Here is a 17,020-nt window from a genome sequence, read left to right on the forward strand (position 1 = left end):
CCTTAGTAAAGGTCGTCTGTTTTTAAATTTAAAAAGCGTTGTGTGGCAAAGAAAGTACTTATCCAAGTTATTACAATTCCTACAACTAATACACCAGTAATTACAATTCCAATAGAAACATAATCTTTAGCGATGCCAATATTGGGAAAAAGGCCATCAACATAATAAACCACACCTAAAATGGCAACAATAGCTAATCCAGAGCCTAAAAGACCAAGTTTAATACTTCTCCAAATAAAAGGTTTTCTGATAAACGATTTAGTAGCGCCAACCATTTGCATCGTTTTAATAGTGAAACGGTGTGAATAAATAGAAAGTCTTAACGAGCTATTAATTAATAACATTGCAATTACTGCAAAAAATCCACTGATTACTAAAATCCAAAAACTTATTTTTTTAATGTTATCGTTTACTAAATCTACTAATTGTTTGTCGTAAATGATTTCCGAAACCATTTCATTTTTCTTAATATCAGTTTCAATAATTTTTATACTATCAGCAACTACATAGTCACCTTTTAAATTAATGTCAAAAGAATTTTGTAACGGATTAAATCCTAAAAATTCCATAAAATCTTTACCTACAATATCAACATTTTTCTTTGCAGCACTGTCTTTATGTACAAAAGTATATTCTTTAATGAAACGAGAATTTTTTAATTCAGTATCAAAAGCAGCTAAAGCGCTATCTTTTGCTTCGTTTTTAAAGAAAACTGTCATAGGAATATTTTCCTTAAAATCATTCGTTATTTTTTTAGAATTAATTACAAATAACCCTAAAGTTCCTAAAAGAAACAAGACTAAGAAAATACTTAAAACTACAGAAAAATAAGAAGAAACAAGTCTTCTCTTGTTGTAATTTTCAAACGATGATGCCATAGTGTACAATTAATTAAGCTGTAAAAATACTAAAGATATTTTGTTTACACAGAATATAACAACAAAGTTTTAACTTTAGTATTATAAAATGTAAATTTGCAACTGATTTTTTTAACAAACGCACTTTGTAACTTAATTGATGACTTGAGCTTGCGAAAGCATGAGACCTTAGGCAAAATAATATAGACGAATGAAATACAATCCAAACGAAATCGAAGCCAATTGGCAACAATATTGGTCAAAAAACCAAACATTTGCTGCTGCTAATAAATCAGAAAAACCTAAATACTATGTACTTGATATGTTCCCTTATCCTTCTGGAGCAGGTTTGCATGTGGGTCACCCACTAGGTTATATTGCTTCTGACATTGTAGCTCGATACAAACGTCACAAAGGATTTAATGTATTGCATCCACAAGGGTATGATTCATTTGGCTTGCCTGCTGAACAATATGCCATTCAAACAGGGCAACATCCAGATAAAACTACCAAAGAAAATATTGCTCGCTATAGAGAACAATTAGATAAAATCGGATTTTCATTTGATTGGAGCAGAGAAGTTCGAACTTCAAATGCTGATTATTACAAGCATACACAATGGATTTTCATTCAATTATTCGAATCTTGGTACAATAACAATTCAGATAAAGCAGAAAGCATTTGCACTTTAATTCAAGAATTTGAAAAGAATGGGAATGCCAATGTAAATGCAGTTTGTGATGATAATATCGTTACTTTTTCAGCTGATGAATGGAAGACTTTTTCAACTGAAGAACAACAAAAAATATTATTACAATATAGATTAACCTATTTAGCAGAAACTGAAGTAAACTGGTGTCCAGGATTAGGAACCGTTTTAGCCAATGATGAAATCGTAAACGGAGTTTCAGAACGTGGTGGTCATCCTGTGATTCGTAAAAAAATGACACAATGGTCGATGCGAATTTCAGCTTACGCAGAACGTTTGTTACAAGGTTTAAATGAAATCGATTGGACAGAATCGCTAAAAGAATCGCAACGTAATTGGATTGGAAAATCAGTTGGAGCAATGGTTTCTTTTAATGTCATCCCGAGCGCAGTCGAGGGAAGTTCTCATCAAATCGATGTTTTCACAACTCGACCTGATACCATTTTCGGAGTAACATTTATGACTTTAGCACCAGAGCACGATTTGGTAGCTAAAATCACAACACCAGAACAAAAAGAAGCCGTTGAAGCTTATGTTCATGCAACTGCAAAACGTTCGGAAAGAGAAAGAATGGCCGATGTTAAAACCATTTCTGGAGTTTTTACTGGTGCTTATGCCGAACATCCTTTTACCAAAGAACCAGTTCCAGTTTGGATTGGCGATTACGTTTTAGCAGGTTACGGAACAGGTGCTGTTATGGCAGTTCCTTGTGGTGATGAACGTGATTATGCTTTCGCGAATTTCTTCAAAGGAACGAACGGAATGCCTGAAATTAAAAACATTTTCGACCAAGATATTTCGGAAGAGGCATTTGGAGCAAAAGAAGGTTTTAAATTAGTAGAATCTGATTTCTTAAACGGTTTAGGTTATAAAGAAGGAACAAAAAAAGCGATTGAAGCTTTAGAAAACATAAAACAAGGTAACGGAAAAACAAATTACCGTTTGCGTGATGCTGTTTTTTCAAGACAAAGATATTGGGGTGAACCTTTTCCTGTGTATTATGTGAACGGTTTACCACAAATGATTGACAAAAAATATTTACCAATTGCTTTGCCAGAAGTTGAAAAGTATTTGCCAACAGAAGATGGATTGCCACCTTTAGGGAACGCAACAGTTTGGGCTTGGAATACAGAAACCAATGAAGTTGTTAGCAATGATTTGATTGATAACAAAACTATTCATCCTCTAGAATTAAATACGATGCCTGGTTGGGCTGGTTCTTCTTGGTATTGGATGCGTTATATGGATGCGCACAATGAAGAAGATTTTGCATCGGCAGCAGCATTAGACTATTGGCAAAATGTAGATTTATATATTGGTGGAAGCGAACACGCAACCGGACATTTATTGTATGCTCGTTTTTGGAACAAATTCTTAAAAGATAGAGGTTTTGCACCCACAGAAGAACCTTTTAAAAAGTTGATTAACCAAGGAATGATTTTGGGGATGAGTGCTTTTGTTTATAGATACGAGTATGGATTTGGGATGGGAGATGAGAATCAAAAAGAAAAGTCGTTTTTGTTTCTAAAAACTTAATTGAAAAGGGTATTAAGGAAGGTTTAATGTTTGACGAACTAAATGATCAAGCTAATGAAACTCATTCAAAACTTCTTTCTTTTCATAAAGATTTAGGAAGTTCACCTTTAAAATGGAAATATTTTACCCCAATTCATGTAGACTTAGCTGTAATTAATGATGTGACTAATGAGTTAGATGTAGAAAAATTCAAAAAACATCCTTTATATGTTGATTATAAAGATGCGGAATTCATTTTAGAAGATGGAAAATACATCGTTGGTCGTGAAGTAGAAAAAATGTCTAAATCAAAATACAACGTAGTCAATCCAGATGAAATTTGTAATGAATATGGAGCTGATACTTTACGTTTGTATGAAATGTTTTTAGGACCATTAGAACAAGCAAAACCATGGAATACTGCTGGTATTACAGGGGTTTTCGGTTTCTTAAAAAAATTATGGAGATTGTATTTTGATGATAATGGTTCAATTGTTACGAATGACGAACCAACGGCTGAAATGTACAAATCGTTACACAAAACCATCAAGAAAGTTACAGAAGATATCGAGAATTTTTCATTCAACACTTCGGTTTCTCAATTCATGATTTGTGTAAATGAGTTATCGCAATTAAAATGTCGTCATAGAGCTATTTTAGAACCATTAGCTATTGTAATGTCGCCTTATGCACCACATATTGCTGAAGAATTATGGAAACAATTAGGTCACGAAGGCTCAATTGCAACGGTTGATTTTCCAATTTTTGAAGAAAAATATTTAGTTGAAAGTGAAAAAGAATATCCAGTTTCTTTTAACGGAAAAATGCGTTTTACAATGAAATTGCCTTTAGATTTAACCAAAGAACAAATCGAAGAAATTGTAATGGCTGACGAAAGAACACAAGCACAATTACAGGGCAGAACACCAAATAAAGTAATTATTGTGCCAGGTAAGATTATTAACTTGGTAGGATAAAGCCTTTTTATCGAAATAACATCACTAAAAACCCAAATTCAAATAAGAGTTTGGGTTTTTTTGTAACTTTTTTAAAATTTTACGTATAATAAGTATAATTTAAATAATTTGTAATGAGAAGAAACTATACAGGTTTAATATTTGGAATTGTAATTTTTGTTTTTATTTTAATTGCTTCAATGATGTTTGGTTTACCAAGATATAATGTTTGGCAGCAAGAAATGGCAGGAAAAGCTGAAATGGCAAAAGCAGAACAAAATAGAAGAATTTTAGTAGAAGAAGCTAAAGCGAAGTTAGAAGCAGAAAAACTAAACGCTCAAGCAGAAATTGAGAGAGCCAAAGGAATGGCTGAAGCTATGAAGTTAGAAAACGGTACATTAAGTGAAACTTACAATCAGTATTTGTTTATCAGAACCCTTGAAAAAATTGCAGATAAAGGAGATTTACCACAAATTATTTATGTTCCTTCAAATGGTTTGCTACCAGTTATGGATGTAAATAAAGGTATGAAACCAAATTCAAATTAGTAAGCGTCAAAATGTCATTTTAAAAAAATGGAATGTAATTTGATGTTTATTTATTAAATTTAAATTCAAAATTTAGAAAATATGGGAATGAGTTATATGATTTTGGCTGGTGCTATTATGTTGGCCAGTTGGTTGGTTAGCAGTAGGCTAAAAAGCAAGTTTGAACATTATTCAAAATTGCATTTGCAAAACGGAATGAGTGGTGCGGAAATTGCCGAAAAAATGCTTGCCGATAATGGAATAAGAGATGTTAGGGTAATATCTACACCAGGACGTTTAACAGATCATTATAATCCTGCAGATAAAACGGTAAATTTAAGTGAGGCGGTTTATAATCAAAGAAATGCTGCTGCAGCTGCTGTTGCTGCTCATGAGGTGGGACACGCAGTGCAACATGCTCAGGCATATAGTTGGTTAACAATGCGTTCAAAATTAGTGCCTGTTGTACAAGTAGCTTCTAGTTTTGTGCAATGGATTTTATTAGCAGGAATTTTATTAATCAATACTTTTCCTCAATTATTATTAGTTGGAATTGTTATTTTTGCTGCTACAACTCTTTTTTCGGTAATTACTTTACCTGTAGAATATGATGCAAGTAATAGGGCGTTAGCTTGGTTAGAAAACAAAAGAATGTTAACTCAACAAGAACACGATGGTGCAAAAGATGCTTTAAAATGGGCTGCAAGGACTTATGTTGTTGCTGCTTTAGGTTCTATTGGGACGTTGTTGTATTATGTAATGATTTACATGAATAGAAGATAATTTATTATAAATAGATGCAAAAAGCCGTTTGATGTTGTCAAACGGCTTTTTTTATAGTTGAATTTGTCTATCAATTTGTTGGTCTAGTGAAATAAAAGTTTCCGTACGAGAAACACCTTTTATGGCTTGAATTTTTTTGTTAAGCAACTGCATTAAGTGCTCGTTATCTTTACAGATAATTTTTATAAAGATGCTCCAGTTTCCTGTGGTGTAATGACATTCTAAAACTTCTGGAATTTTTTTTAGTTCTCTTACGGCTTCTGGGTTGCTCATGGCTTTGTCTAAATAAACACCTACAAATGCCATAGTAGAGTAGCCCAATACTTTGATGTCAACAACAAATTTTGAACCAGAAATAACGCCAGCTTGCTCTAGTTTTTTTAAACGCTGATGAATGGCAGCCCCTGAAATTCCAATTTTATTCGCAATTTGAAGTATTGGTTTTCGAGCATCTTCCATTAAGTCGCGCAAAATTTCTTTGTCAATCCCATCTATTTCAATTTGTAACTGATTTATCTTCATAAGGTTTTATTTTGAAGTAAATATACTTATTTTGGTTTTAAAAATAAACAAAAAAGCCTTGCGTATTGCAAGGCTTTAAACTTTTGTTCTTCTATTTTTAACCGCTTACATTATCAGGATTGTAACCTAGATAAGGTGTTTCATATTCATTGAAAATTACACCATAATCTTCTAATTCTTTTAAAATAGGACTGTAAACTTCTTTAGTAATTGGCAATTGAACACCAGGAGTTTTAATTTCTCCATTTAATATTTTTAATGTTGCAATAGCAACAGGTAAACCTACTGTTTTCGCCATTGAAGTATAGGTTTGGTCATCTCCTTTGCAAACCATAGTAGCGTCAATTTGTCTATTTTCACCATTTAAAGTATATCCAAATTTATGATACATAACAATCATATCTTTATCGTCTTCTTTTAAAACCCATTTTTCTGCTAATATTTTTTCTAAAATTTGAGCAGGAGTAGCTTTTTTAAGTTCTACTTTTTTGTTAGGATTAAATAAATCTAACTCTACTAATTTGTCCCAAATAACATCATCTTGATCAATTTTTTGAGCATGACGTAGTTTAATTTCTACGATATCTGTTGGGTGATAAGGTAAAAAAGAGTTTGTAAAATCACGGTAAGACATGTTCTCTGAATCATCAATTGTGTAAGAATCATCAGTCATTCCTAATTGAACTAAGATGTCCCAGGCTCTAGAAAACCCCACTTTTCTAATGGTTCCTCTGTAAACTGTTAACGCATTATCAAGTCCGTAAACACTTCTGTATTTTAAGGAATCTCTATTAGCATAAGCTTCAAATCTACCGTAACCTTCAACGTCTAAAAATTCAGTACGCCTAAATAATTTATTATAAGGAATATATTTGTAAGTTCCTTCTTGAATAAATTTTGCGGCACCGCCTTGGCCTGCCAAAACTACATTTCTTGGGTTCCAGGTAAATTTGTAATTCCAAAGATTGGTGTCACTTTCTGGTGCGACTAATCCACCACAAAAAGATTCAAATAAAATCATTTTGCCCCCTTTTTCACGAATTTCATCAATCACTTTCATTGCACTCATATGGTCAATTCCGGGGTCAAGACCAATTTCGTTCATAAAAACAAGGTTGTTCTCTTTTGCGGCTTCATTAAGTTCTTGCATTGCACTACTAATGTAAGATGCTGTTACCATGTGTTTTTTATAAACAATACAGTCTTTTGCTACTTCAATATGCATGTGTGCTGGCAACATTGAAACAACGATGTCTGCTTTTTGAATTTCTGCTTTTCTTTGCTCAGGATTAAAAATATCAAATGCAATTGCGTTAGCATTAGGGTGGTTGTTTGTTTTCTTTTGGGCTAATTCAATAGATAAGTCGGCAATAACGATTTTTAAATCTTCAACAGTAGATTTATCAAGTAAATATTTTATTAAAGAAGAGGCTGATCTACCTGCTCCTATTACTAATATGTTTCTCATTATGGTTAGTTGTAAATATAACACGAAGGTAATGAATTGTTATATTTATTAAAAGTAATTTTAAATCTATTCTAGTTTTTAACATAAAAAGAAAATAGTATATTTGTTTTATAATCATGAAAAATGGAAAAAAAATTGATTTTAACTGCGGCTATAATGGGTGCAGTAGCAATTGTTTTAGGAGCATTTGGTGCTCATGCCTTAAAAAAAGTTTTAACTGATCCGCAACTTAATACGTTTGAGGTTGGTGTTAGATATCAAATGTATCATGCACTCTTTTTATTATTAATTGCAAACTTAAATTTTCTTACACTTAAGGAAAAAACAACTATTTTGTATTTGGTAATTGTTGGGGTTGTTTTATTTTCAGGATCAATTTATATGCTTTCTACAAGTACAGTTACAAAAATAAAAACATCTATTTTAGGTCCCTTGACACCTTTAGGTGGGATGTTTTTAATTATTTCTTGGGTATATTTATTTTATATTGCATTAGTAAAAAACACTAATTAACAATGCTTTCTAAAATTTAATTTATAATTTTGCGTTTAATAATACACAAACAACATAACTAAAAATAGTATGAATAATCACACTCAAAAAACGAATACAATATCGTTAGAGAAATATGGAATTAAAGATGTTATTGAAGTGGTTTATAATCCATCATATGACTTTCTTTATAATGAAGAGTTGAGCTCAGATTTACAGGGATTTGAAAGAGGTCAATTAACTGAACTAGGTGCTGTAAATGTAAAGACAGGAATTTATACAGGTCGTTCTCCTAAAGATAAATATATTGTTGAAGATGATGTTACTAAAGATACAATTTGGTGGACTTCAGATAAAGCGGTAAATGACAATAAGCCAATTTCAACTGAAACTTGGAATGATTTAAAAGAAACAACAGTGTCTCAGTTGTCTGGAAAAAGATTATTTGTTGTTGATGCATTTTGTGGAGCTAATGAAAACACAAGATTAAAAGTTCGTTTTATAATGGAGGTGGCTTGGCAAGCTCATTTTGTAAAAAACATGTTTATTCAGCCATCAGCAGAAGAATTAGAAAATTTTGGAGAACCTGATTTTGTTGTAATGAATGGTTCAAAAACGTCTTTTAAAGATTTTAAAAAGCATAATTTGAATTCTGAAGTATACATAGCATTTAATTTAACTGAAAAAGTTCAATTAATTGGTGGTACTTGGTATGGTGGTGAAATGAAGAAAGGATTGTTTTCAATGATGAACTATTATTTACCATTACAAGGAATAGCATCAATGCATTGTTCTGCAAACAAAGGTAAAGATGGTGATGTTGCTGTTTTCTTTGGTTTATCTGGAACAGGAAAAACTACTTTATCTACTGATCCGAAGCGTGAATTAATTGGAGATGATGAACACGGTTGGGATAATGATGGAGTCTTTAACTTTGAAGGGGGTTGCTATGCTAAAACAATTGACTTAAGTAAAGAAAATGAACCAGACATTTATGGAGCAATCAAAAAAGATGCGTTATTAGAAAACGTATCGGTTGATGCAAATGGTAAAATTGATTTTTCAGATGGTTCCGCAACTCAAAATACAAGGGTTTCATATCCAATTAACCATATTCATAATATTGTTAAGCCAGTTTCAAAAGCAGGCCATGCAACTAAGGTAATTTTCTTAACTGCTGATGCATTTGGAGTTATGCCTCCAGTTTCTAAGTTAACGCCTGAGCAAACAAAATATTATTTCTTGTCTGGATTTACTGCTAAATTAGCGGGTACAGAAAGGGGAGTAACTGAACCACAACCAACATTCTCAGCATGTTTTGGAAAGGCATTTTTATCTCTTCATCCTACAAAATATGGTGAAGAATTAGTGAAGAAAATGGAACAAAATAATGCTACAGCTTATATGGTAAATACGGGTTGGAATGGAACGGGCAAGCGTATTTCTATCAAAGACACTAGAGCTATTATTGATAGAATTTTAGATGGTTCTATTGAAAAAGCTGAAACTAAAGTTATTCCAGTATTTAATTTTGAAGTCCCTACTTCTTTAAATGAAGTAAATTCAGAAATTTTAGATCCTAGAGACACCTATACAGATGCAACTGAATGGGAGGCAAAAGCAAAAGATTTAGCAAAGCTTTTTGTTGCTAATTTTGAACAGTATACAGACAATGAAGAAGGTAAAGGCTTGGTAAAAGCGGGTCCGAATTCATAAAAATATAAAATTACAAAATAAAAAAGCTCTGCAATTGCAGAGCTTTTTTATTTTGTAATTTTTTTAAAAAGAATTACTTCCCTTTATTAGCTTCTAATATATATTTTTCTAATGCACCGGTCATTGACGGTGTTCCAGGAGATGGAGCCATAATATCAACTCTTAGTCCAGCATCAATAGCTTCTTTTTGAGTTGTTGTTCCAAAAACAGCAATTCTAGTGTTGTTTTGAACAAAATCTGGAAAGTTTTGAAATAATGATTTTATTCCAGAAGGGCTAAAGAAAGCTAATATATCGTAATAAACATCTTTTAAATCAGATAAATCACTAACCACAGTTTTGTAAAAAACACCTTCTGTCCAATTCACTTTTAAATCGTTTAAAGTTGAAGGAACATCAGCGTTTAATTGGTCTGAAGCAACTAATAAAAAAGCTTCGTCTTTATATTTTTTAATTAGTGGTGCTAAATCAATAAAATCTTTTTGACCAACATAAATTTTCCTTTTTCTATAAACTACATAACGTTGAAGATAAAAAGCAACTGCTTCAGATTGGCAAAAATATTTTAAATCCTCAGGTATTTTATATCTCATTTCTTCAGCAACTCTAAAAAAATGGTCTACTGAATTTCTGCTTGTTAGAATTATTGCAGAAAACTTACTTAAATCTATTTTTTGAGCTCTTACTTCTTTTGCAGAAATTCCTTCTACGTGAATAAACGTTCTAAAGTCAACTTTAACCTTCAATTTGTTTTGAAGTTCAAAATAAGGAGAATTTTCTACTTTAGGCTCTGGTTGTGAAACTAATATTGTTTTCACTTTCAAATTTGACATATTCTTCCTTTAGTTTTTTATAATCCATTTATATATAAAATAGTACGGTGCTATTTCAAGAGTGCAAAGATACAAAATAAAATAAAATATTTTACCTAGAATTATATTTTGATAAACTTTTAATGTAATGAAGTAAGTAATCACATTAATCACTACTAAAATAAGTAATAATGATAAGTAAATCCAGTTTTCATTAAAAGAATTGTAATATAAAATAATGTTTATTGGTAATAATAAAACACCAAAATATGTTCTATAACTTACTTTTAGTAAATTAAATTGCTCTACAAACTCCTCAATCTTAAAAGTTGTTGCAATAATTTTTTCTATTAAGTATTTTGAGAGTATAAAAACACCTAAAAAAGTTATTACTTGAATAAAAACAATAATATTTTCCTTTGTTGTAAGCTTGTAATGGCTTAAACTAAGTAAAACAAAAAAAGAAAAGGAAATTAATTGTACAAGAAATAACGACATTGTAAAGCCGCTGTTCATGTTAGTACTATCTTTATATATTTTAGTGTATTTGTCAGAAACTCCTAAGCGCATAAATTCTATGAATCTAACTTGAAATACTGATCTATTTAGCGCAATAATAAACACACTTAGAACAAACATTAAAGTCGCCCAGTCTGTATAATTTATAATTCTTTCGTGATAATTTATTTCCATAATTATGCAACAAAATTACAAAAAATCTATACATAACTATTATTATAATTTTATTAAGATATAAACCGTCTAAAAAGATTATTTTTGTAGCTATTAAAAGTAAAAAAATGTCAAAAGGAGTAGTTGTAATTCCAACGTATAATGAAATTGAAAATATCGAAGAGATAATCAATGCTGTTTTTTCGTTAAAGACAGAATTTCACATTCTTATTGTTGATGATAATTCTCCTGACGGAACATCTCAAAGAGTTAATGAGTTGCAAAAGCTATTTGAAAACAAACTTTTTATAGAGGTTCGTCAAAAAAAAGCTGGATTAGGAACTGCTTATGTTCATGGTTTTAAATGGGCTCTAGAAAGAGAATATGAATACATTTTTGAAATGGATGCCGATTTTTCTCATAACCCTAAAGATTTAGTAAAGTTATACAAAGCCTGTAAAAATGGCGCAGATGTTGCAATAGGTTCTAGATATTCTACTGGTGTAAATGTTGTGAACTGGCCTTTAAGCAGGGTTTTATTGTCTTATTTTGCTTCGGTTTATGTAAAGTTAATAACTGGTATGAAAATTCATGATGCGACTGCTGGTTTTATTTGTTATAAAAGATCGGTTTTAGAAACCATTCAGTTAGATAAAATAAAATTTATTGGATATGCATTTCAAATAGAAATGAAATACAGAGCATTTGTAAAAGAATTTAATATAGTTGAAGTGCCTATTATTTTTACTGATAGAACAAAGGGACAGTCAAAAATGAGTGGTTCTATAATTAAAGAAGCCATTTTTGGAGTAATATTATTAAGAATAAAAAAAATATTTAATACATTATAATGGGTAAGTTTTTAATAAAGAATGCAAAAATTGTAAATGAAGGAGTAATTTTTGAAGGCGACGTATTAATTGAAAATGATTTTATTAAAGAAATTGCCGAATCAATTAGCTTGAAGTCTTCCGATTGTACTGTTATTGATGCAGAAGGAAATTATCTTATTCCAGGTGTTATTGATGATCAAGTTCATTTTAGAGAGCCAGGTTTAACACATAAAGGGAATATAGAATCTGAAAGTAGAGCAGCTGTTGCTGGAGGAATTACCAGTTTTATTGAACAACCAAATACGGTTCCAAATGCTGTAACACAAGAACTTTTAGAAGATAAATACGTTATTGCTAGCAAAACTTCTTATGCCAATTATTCTTTCATGATGGGAGGAACAAATGACAATTTAGAAGAGGTTTTAAAAACAAATCCTCGAAATGTTGCTGGGATAAAATTATTTTTAGGTTCATCAACAGGAAATATGTTGGTAGATAATCAAGAGGTTTTAGAAAAAATATTTTCTTCTACAAAAATGCTAATTGCTGTTCATTGTGAAGATGAGGCAACGATTAAAGCAAATTTAGAAAAATATAAACAAGAATTTGGTGATGATATTCCTATGAATAAACATCATTTGATAAGAAGTGTTGAAGCATGTTATATTTCGTCGTCTAAAGCGATTGAGTTGGCAAAGAAAACGGGAGCAAGGTTGCATGTATTTCATTTGTCAACAGCAAAAGAAATGGAACTGTTTACCAATAAAATTCCATTAGAAGAAAAACAAATCACAGCAGAGGTGTGTGTGCATCATCTTTGGTTTACCGATAAAGATTACGATACAAAAGGAGCTTTTATAAAATGGAATCCCGCTGTAAAAACTGAGGCTGATAAAAATGCATTATGGGAAGCTTTATTGAACGACAAAATTGATGTTATTGCAACTGATCATGCACCACATACTTTAGAAGAAAAGAAAAACAGCTATGTAAATTGCCCTTCAGGTGGCCCATTAGTTCAACATGCTTTAGTGGCAATGTTTGAAGCACATTTAAATGGTAAAATTTCAGTTGAAAAATTAGTAGAAAAAATGTGTCATAATCCTGCTAAAATATTCAAAATTGAAAAAAGAGGTTTTTTAAAAGAAGGTTATTTTGCAGATTTAGCTATTGTAAACACTCATCAACCTTGGAATGTAAATAAAGATAATATTTTGTATAAATGTGGTTGGTCTCCTTTTGAAGGAACTAACTTTAAGTCGCGAGTTATGCATACATTTGTAAATGGAAATCTAGTTTACACAAATGGAAAAGTAAAAAGCGTAAAAGCAGGAAAAAGATTACTTTTCGAAAGAGAATAACTTATATTCAAAAAATTAGTTTTATGAAAAATATCCTTTTTATTTTTATTTTATTTTTATTCTCTGCTTGTAATGAAAATCCAGTAGAAAATCCAGACAAATTATTGGGTGAAGAAGTAATGATAGATATTTTATATGATATTGCTATTTTACAGGCGGCTGAAGGTTATGTTCCTGAATTGCTTAATTCAAACAACATAAATTCAAATAGTTTTATTTATGATAAGTATGAAATAGATAGTGTTACCTATTATCAAAATCATAAATACTATGCTGCAGATGTAAAAAAGTATAAAAAAATGTACACAGAAGTCATTGATAGAATAAATTCTAAAAAAAAGAAATTAGAAGTTAAAAACCTAACAATTGAGGGTGTTGAAAGTTCGTCTAAAGCTATTGATGATATTCTTGTAGAAGATTAACTATATATTCATCCATTCTAATAAAATTATATTTTAATTTAGTTACAATTTTTGTGTTTTTGTATATGTCAAGGCTATGCGATGAAATTGCTGTTGCTCTAGTAAATTTTCTTTCTTTAAATAAGATTTTTGAAAACAACCAATCTAATCTCCATCCTATATTAGTAATCCACTTATTTGCATATAGTTTAGGTGATTTTACATTTAAACCTTTTGAAATTATTGATAATAGGATGTTGAAATGTATATTTTCTGCAACTACAGTAAATCGTTCCCCATTTGTATAGTTATTCATTAATAAAATCATACAATTTGTCACATCTTCAACAGCAACAATTCCGGTTTTCCCTTTGGTGTAAAAAAGTAAACCATTTTTAACTCTATTTATGATTAAACCACTACCTTGATTTGGAAACCCATAACCAAAAATTACACCAGGGTTTACAATGACGACTTCAATTCCTTCTTGTTGTGCTCTCCAAACTTCGGTTTCTGCACCAAATTTAGAAATAGCATAATCACCATGTAGTTTTTCAGGATTCCATTCTGTTTCTTCAGTAATTAAATATTCGTTTTCTTTCGTGTCTCCAAGTGCAGCAATTGAACTTACGTGGCAAATTTTCTTTACTCCAAAGTCAATACAGCAATTGACAACATTAGCAGTTCCTTCTATATTAGTTTTTCTAAGTAGTTCTTCGTCATTTGGGTCAAATGAAATTAAGGCAGCACAATGATAAACATTTGTAATATTTTCAAATGCACTATTTAAAGAAGGAATATCTGTAATATCTCCTTTTACCCAAATAATTTTTTCAAATAAATCAATTGCATTTTTATACTTGAATACATTTTTTACAGCTTCGATACCTTTCTCATTTCTATATAACGCCTTTACTTCATTTTCTTCTTGAAGTAATTTTACAAGTAAATGTGAACCTACTAAACCTGTTGCTCCTGTAACTAATATCATTTCGTAAAGATAAATAGATTTTTAATTAAAATTTAAAATTGACATTGAATTTGCTTATTGCCATTGCTATTGTATTTCTTATCTTTGTCGAAATTTAATAATAGAGATGAAAAATTTAATTGAAGAATTACAATGGAGAGGACTTGTGCATGATATTATGCCAGGAACAGAAGAACAACTATTAAAAGAGCCAACAGCTGTTTATATAGGTTTTGATCCAACTTCAGACTCATTGCATATTGGTAGTTTAGTGCCAATTATATTATTAAAACACATTCGTAATTATGGACACAGACCAATTGCTTTAGTTGGTGGTGCAACGGGTATGATAGGTGATCCTTCTGGAAAATCAAACGAAAGAAATCTTTTAGATGAAGAAACATTAAATCATAATGTAGATGGAATTAAAAGTGTCCTTTCTAAATTCTTAGATTTCGATGCTACTGATGCTGCTGCTCCTATTTTAGTTAATAACTACGATTGGATGAAACAGTTTTCATTCATTGATTTTGCTCGTGAAGTTGGTAAGAGAATTACCGTTAATTACATGATGGCAAAAGATTCTGTAAAGAAGCGTTTGAGTGGAGAAGATGGTTCGGAAGGAATGAGTTTTACTGAATTTACATACCAATTAATTCAGGGCTATGATTTTTATCATTTAAATAAAGAATACAATTGTTTGCTTCAAATGGGAGGAAGTGATCAATGGGGAAACATTACTACCGGAACTGAATTGGTTCGTAGGATGAATGTTGACAATGAAGAGCGTTCTAAAGCTTACGCTATGACATGCCCTTTAATTACAAAGGCAGATGGTTCTAAATTTGGAAAATCAGAAGGGGGAAATGTATGGTTAAGTGCTGATAAGACATCGCCATATAAATTTTACCAATTTTGGATTAATACTACTGATGAAGATGCTGAGAAATACATTAAAATATTTACATTTTTAGACAAACCAACTATTGATGCTTTAATTGCAGAACATAATGAGGATAGAGGTGCTAAAACTTTACAAAAACGTTTGGCTGAAGAATTAATGTTATTAGTTCACTCTCAAGAAGATTTAGATAGAGCTATCTTTTCATCAGCAGCTTTTTTTAGTAAAGACATGACTAATTTAAAAACATTATCAGTTAAAGAATTAGAAGCTGTTTTTGAAGGAATTCCTTTTGCTGAGGTTTCTAGGTTAGATATAGAAGAAGGTTTAGACATGATTGGAGCTATGGCTGCAAAAACAAATTTCTTAGGATCTAATGGCGAAGCACGTCGCGAATTGAAACAAAATTCTATTTCCTTAAATAAGGAAAAAGTTTCAGAAGATAGAGTAATTACAAATGAAGATTTGATTAATAATGAATTTTTACTTTTACAAAAAGGAAAGAAAAACTATTATGTAATTAGGGTAAAATAATTATAAGACCATAAGATTGCAACCACGTATATCAGAATTATCAAAACGTCCCAGCACTTCGAAAGAATAGTTGGGATTTTTTTTACCTAAATCTTGCGTTGCAATAAACGAACACGAATTAATATTGGCTAAGTCAATTACATTAATTCCACCCGTTTTTCCTTCTTTTACATAAGACAAAGCATCTTCTGTGTCTCTAATTAAGATTTGCATCCAATTAGGGCATTCAAATACCCCATTTCCTAAAGAATAAGCTTGAGATAATAATTCGGTCATTCCGTATTCAGAATTAATTACGGGAACGCCAAAACCTTCGCATAGAATTTTGTGTAATTCTTCACGGATCATTTCTTTTCTTTTGCCTTTCATTCCTCCAGTTTCCATAATAATGGTGTTTTTTAATTGAAATTGATGTAGTTCAATTAAGTCTAATAAAGCGTAAGTCACACCAATTAAAATTACATTTTGCCCAGAATTATCAAGTTCAATTAACTTTGAGATAAGCTCATTATAATTGTTTAAATAAAAGCCAGAATCTGGATGATTGCTGCTTTCAATTAAATCATCAACCATATGAATTAAGGAAGAACCTTCGCGTTCTAAATACGATGGAAGCAAAGCTAAAACACAATAATCTTCGATATTTCCATAAAATTGAGAAAATGCATTTCGATAACTTTTTTCGTATAAGGAAATATCAGTAACTAAATGTTTACTAGTAATCATTCCTGTTGTTCCGCTGCTTGTAAAGGTCGCTTGAATAGTTTCTGAAGAACTTAATACTTTGTGGCTTTTGAAAAACTGAATGGGTAAAAATGGAATTTCTATTAATGATTTTACATTTTCTTTATTCTTATTTAGAAGAGTACAAAATTTATGATATACCAAATTGTTGTCAAATTGAAATCGGAAAACCTTTAAAGCGATTTTCTCAAATTCTTTTTTTGATGCAATGGTAAATATATCGTTAGAATGAATCATAATATTAATGT

Annotated in this window: 15 protein-coding genes and 1 pseudogene; 9 read left to right on the forward strand and 7 right to left on the reverse strand. The window is 30.8% G+C overall.

What is annotated here, in order from left to right; all coding sequences use genetic code 11:
* Positions 1-2: 2 nt before the first annotated feature.
* Complete coding sequence (locus OLM55_RS04380; RefSeq protein ID WP_264560202.1) at positions 3-878, reverse strand: cell division protein FtsX; 876 nt, start codon at positions 876-878, stop codon at positions 3-5.
* A 190-nt stretch (positions 879-1,068) separates the two neighbouring features.
* Here OLM55_RS04380 and OLM55_RS04385 point away from each other — a divergent pair.
* The 3 genes and pseudogenes from OLM55_RS04385 (at position 1,069) to OLM55_RS04395 (ending at position 5,347) form a co-directional block, all read left to right on the forward strand.
* A pseudogene (locus OLM55_RS04385) lies at positions 1,069-4,058 on the forward strand (leucine--tRNA ligase).
* A gap of 113 nt (positions 4,059-4,171) precedes the next feature.
* The gene (locus OLM55_RS04390) at positions 4,172-4,585 is read left to right on the forward strand and encodes a hypothetical protein (protein ID WP_264560203.1); all 414 of its coding nucleotides are present in this window, start codon (positions 4,172-4,174) and stop codon (positions 4,583-4,585) included.
* Between the two features lie 81 nt (positions 4,586-4,666).
* On the forward strand, positions 4,667-5,347 hold the full coding sequence (locus tag OLM55_RS04395; protein ID WP_264560204.1) for a zinc metallopeptidase: 681 nt from the start codon (positions 4,667-4,669) through the stop codon (positions 5,345-5,347).
* A 51-nt stretch (positions 5,348-5,398) separates the two neighbouring features.
* Here OLM55_RS04395 and OLM55_RS04400 read toward each other — a convergent pair whose 3' ends face one another.
* Both OLM55_RS04400 and OLM55_RS04405 read right to left on the reverse strand, forming a co-directional pair.
* On the reverse strand, positions 5,399-5,869 hold the full coding sequence (locus OLM55_RS04400; protein ID WP_264560205.1) for an Lrp/AsnC family transcriptional regulator: 471 nt from the start codon (positions 5,867-5,869) through the stop codon (positions 5,399-5,401).
* A gap of 97 nt (positions 5,870-5,966) precedes the next feature.
* Positions 5,967-7,337 (reverse strand): saccharopine dehydrogenase family protein, encoded by a 1,371-nt coding sequence (locus OLM55_RS04405; RefSeq protein ID WP_264560206.1) that lies wholly within the window; start codon positions 7,335-7,337, stop codon positions 5,967-5,969.
* Between the two features lie 123 nt (positions 7,338-7,460).
* Between OLM55_RS04405 and OLM55_RS04410 the strand changes: the two genes are divergently transcribed.
* On the forward strand, positions 7,461-7,850 hold the full coding sequence (locus tag OLM55_RS04410) for a DUF423 domain-containing protein (protein ID WP_264560207.1): 390 nt from the start codon (positions 7,461-7,463) through the stop codon (positions 7,848-7,850).
* 69 nt (positions 7,851-7,919) lie between these two features.
* Positions 7,920-9,545, forward strand: a complete 1,626-nt coding sequence (gene pckA / locus OLM55_RS04415) for a phosphoenolpyruvate carboxykinase (ATP) (RefSeq protein ID WP_264560208.1) — start codon at positions 7,920-7,922, stop codon at positions 9,543-9,545.
* Positions 9,546-9,618: 73 nt separating this feature from the next.
* Here pckA and OLM55_RS04420 read toward each other — a convergent pair whose 3' ends face one another.
* Both OLM55_RS04420 and OLM55_RS04425 read right to left on the reverse strand, forming a co-directional pair.
* Positions 9,619-10,368 (reverse strand): uroporphyrinogen-III synthase, encoded by a 750-nt coding sequence (locus OLM55_RS04420; protein ID WP_264560591.1) that lies wholly within the window; start codon positions 10,366-10,368, stop codon positions 9,619-9,621.
* Positions 10,369-10,386: 18 nt separating this feature from the next.
* Entirely contained in the window at positions 10,387-11,049 is a 663-nt protein-coding gene (locus OLM55_RS04425; RefSeq protein WP_264560209.1) for a DUF4271 domain-containing protein, read from the reverse strand.
* Between the two features lie 107 nt (positions 11,050-11,156).
* Here OLM55_RS04425 and OLM55_RS04430 point away from each other — a divergent pair, with 107 nt between their 5' ends.
* Genes OLM55_RS04430 through OLM55_RS04440 form a run of 3 tightly spaced genes read left to right on the forward strand, consistent with a single transcriptional unit; the run spans position 11,157 to position 13,644 of the window.
* Positions 11,157-11,879: a polyprenol monophosphomannose synthase gene (locus OLM55_RS04430; RefSeq protein WP_264560210.1), complete on the forward strand. Its 723-nt coding sequence runs from the start codon at positions 11,157-11,159 to the stop codon at positions 11,877-11,879.
* A complete protein-coding gene (locus OLM55_RS04435; protein WP_264560211.1) occupies positions 11,879-13,222 on the forward strand; it encodes a dihydroorotase in 1,344 nt (447 codons plus the stop codon). Before OLM55_RS04430 ends, OLM55_RS04435 begins: the two co-directional genes overlap by 1 nt.
* Positions 13,223-13,245: 23 nt before the next feature.
* Positions 13,246-13,644, forward strand: a complete 399-nt coding sequence (locus OLM55_RS04440; protein WP_264560212.1) for a DUF4296 domain-containing protein — start codon at positions 13,246-13,248, stop codon at positions 13,642-13,644.
* On the opposite strand, the gene OLM55_RS04445 is transcribed toward OLM55_RS04440, so the two are convergent.
* Positions 13,616-14,614, reverse strand: coding sequence for an NAD-dependent epimerase/dehydratase family protein (locus OLM55_RS04445; protein ID WP_264560213.1), 999 nt, complete (start codon positions 14,612-14,614; stop codon positions 13,616-13,618). The genes OLM55_RS04440 and OLM55_RS04445 overlap by 29 nt on opposite strands.
* 106 nt (positions 14,615-14,720) lie before the next feature.
* Between OLM55_RS04445 and tyrS the strand changes: the two genes are divergently transcribed.
* On the forward strand, positions 14,721-16,028 hold the full coding sequence (gene tyrS / locus OLM55_RS04450) for a tyrosine--tRNA ligase (RefSeq protein WP_264560214.1): 1,308 nt from the start codon (positions 14,721-14,723) through the stop codon (positions 16,026-16,028).
* Here tyrS and OLM55_RS04455 read toward each other — a convergent pair whose 3' ends face one another.
* Positions 16,029-17,009: an acyl transferase gene (locus OLM55_RS04455; protein ID WP_264560215.1), complete on the reverse strand. Its 981-nt coding sequence runs from the start codon at positions 17,007-17,009 to the stop codon at positions 16,029-16,031.
* Positions 17,010-17,020 lie beyond the last annotated feature (11 nt).

The organism is Flavobacterium sp. N2270, from assembly GCF_025947225.1.
Classification (GTDB): domain Bacteria; phylum Bacteroidota; class Bacteroidia; order Flavobacteriales; family Flavobacteriaceae; genus Flavobacterium.

Excerpts from the sequence above, each read along its gene's own strand:
- OLM55_RS04380 (WP_264560202.1), bottom strand. The coding sequence starts at position 878 with ATGGCATCATCGTTTGAAAATTACAACAAGAGAAGACTTGTTTCTTCT.
- OLM55_RS04390 (WP_264560203.1), top strand. The coding sequence starts at position 4,172 with ATGAGAAGAAACTATACAGGTTTAATATTTGGAATTGTAATTTTTGTT.
- OLM55_RS04395 (WP_264560204.1), top strand. The coding sequence starts at position 4,667 with ATGGGAATGAGTTATATGATTTTGGCTGGTGCTATTATGTTGGCCAGT.
- OLM55_RS04400 (WP_264560205.1), bottom strand. The coding sequence starts at position 5,869 with ATGAAGATAAATCAGTTACAAATTGAAATAGATGGGATTGACAAAGAA.
- OLM55_RS04405 (WP_264560206.1), bottom strand. The coding sequence starts at position 7,337 with ATGAGAAACATATTAGTAATAGGAGCAGGTAGATCAGCCTCTTCTTTA.
- OLM55_RS04410 (WP_264560207.1), top strand. The coding sequence starts at position 7,461 with ATGGAAAAAAAATTGATTTTAACTGCGGCTATAATGGGTGCAGTAGCA.
- pckA (WP_264560208.1), top strand. The coding sequence starts at position 7,920 with ATGAATAATCACACTCAAAAAACGAATACAATATCGTTAGAGAAATAT.
- OLM55_RS04425 (WP_264560209.1), bottom strand. The coding sequence starts at position 11,049 with ATGGAAATAAATTATCACGAAAGAATTATAAATTATACAGACTGGGCG.
- OLM55_RS04430 (WP_264560210.1), top strand. The coding sequence starts at position 11,157 with ATGTCAAAAGGAGTAGTTGTAATTCCAACGTATAATGAAATTGAAAAT.
- OLM55_RS04435 (WP_264560211.1), top strand. The coding sequence starts at position 11,879 with ATGGGTAAGTTTTTAATAAAGAATGCAAAAATTGTAAATGAAGGAGTA.
- OLM55_RS04440 (WP_264560212.1), top strand. The coding sequence starts at position 13,246 with ATGAAAAATATCCTTTTTATTTTTATTTTATTTTTATTCTCTGCTTGT.
- OLM55_RS04445 (WP_264560213.1), bottom strand. The coding sequence starts at position 14,614 with ATGATATTAGTTACAGGAGCAACAGGTTTAGTAGGTTCACATTTACTT.
- tyrS (WP_264560214.1), top strand. The coding sequence starts at position 14,721 with ATGAAAAATTTAATTGAAGAATTACAATGGAGAGGACTTGTGCATGAT.
- OLM55_RS04455 (WP_264560215.1), bottom strand. The coding sequence starts at position 17,009 with ATGATTCATTCTAACGATATATTTACCATTGCATCAAAAAAAGAATTT.